Source organism: Kitasatospora sp. NPDC088391 (assembly GCF_044753345.1).
GTDB lineage: Bacteria > Actinomycetota > Actinomycetes > Streptomycetales > Streptomycetaceae > Kitasatospora.
On the sequence record NZ_JBIVNB010000030.1, the window covers coordinates 1 to 1,037 of the forward strand.

Here is a 1,037-nt window from a genome sequence, read left to right on the forward strand (position 1 = left end):
GTCGGCCGCGAACGCGACCGGCACCGCCAACCCACCCGCCAGGGCCAACGCCCCGGTCAGACCCACCATCCGTAGCGCGGCAGCGCCGCGATACCTTCTGTCCACAGTCAAAACCCCTATGAACTCGTAACACGATCACTGTGCCTGTCGGTTGAGGCGCCTCCAGCAGATCAGCGCGCAGGCGAGTGAGACGAAGGCGTTGTGGAGCTCGAGGCGTCTCTCCCAGCGGACGGCGAGGCGCTTGAACTGGTGGAGCTGGGCGAAGGTCTGCTCGACGACGTAGCGGAGCTTGCCAAGGTCGATGATGTCGGGTTCCCCGCGGCGGGAGATGACGGGAAGGATTCGGCGCTTGCGCAGTTCGCGGCGGTTGGGGTTGCTGTCGTAGCCCTTGTCGCCGAGCAGGGCCTCCGGGCGTCTGCGGGGCCGGCCGACACGGCCGGCGACCGGCGGGATGCCGTCGACCAGATCAAGGGTCCGGGTGACGTCGTTGACGTTGGCAGCGGTGGTGATCACATGGAACGGGATGCCGCCGCCGTCGCTGATCACGTGGTGCTTGCTGCCGGTCTTGCGACGGTCAACCGGCGACGGGCCGGTGGCCGCGCCCCTTTTTTCGCACGTACGTGGGAGGCGTCCACGCAGGCGCGCGTCCAGTCGATCAGCCCGGCCGCGTTCAACTCGGCCAGAAGCAAACGATGCAGGGACTCGAACACCCCGGCCTCCTGCCAGCGACCGAGCCTGCGCCAGCAGGTCTGCCCGGAGCCGAAGCCCAACTCCGGCGGCAACTGCTGCCAGGCGATCCCGGTGTACAGCACGAACAGGATCCCCTGTAGACACAGCCGGTCGTCCACCGGACGCGGACCCGGCGACCGCTCCGGCCACGTCGGCAGCAGCGGCCCGATCCGCACCCACAGCTCGTCGTCCACGACCCACGGCTTGTTGCTCACTGGGCGTTTCGTCCCTGACTTTGGAGGTCAGGTTCCGCGCCAGGTCGGGGTGGTCTCGCCGGTGAGGCGGCGGGTCATGAGGCCGATCATTGC

The 1,037-nt window shown here is 68.4% G+C and carries 1 protein-coding gene; it reads right to left on the reverse strand.

From position 1 onward, the window contains the following. Positions 1-135: 135 nt before the first annotated feature. A protein-coding gene (locus ACIQBJ_RS35260; RefSeq protein WP_400718875.1) for an IS5 family transposase occupies positions 136-944 on the reverse strand; the annotation gives its coding sequence in 2 pieces (ribosomal slippage) (positions 136-624 and positions 627-944; 807 coding nt in all). Positions 945-1,037: the final 93 nt, after the last annotated feature.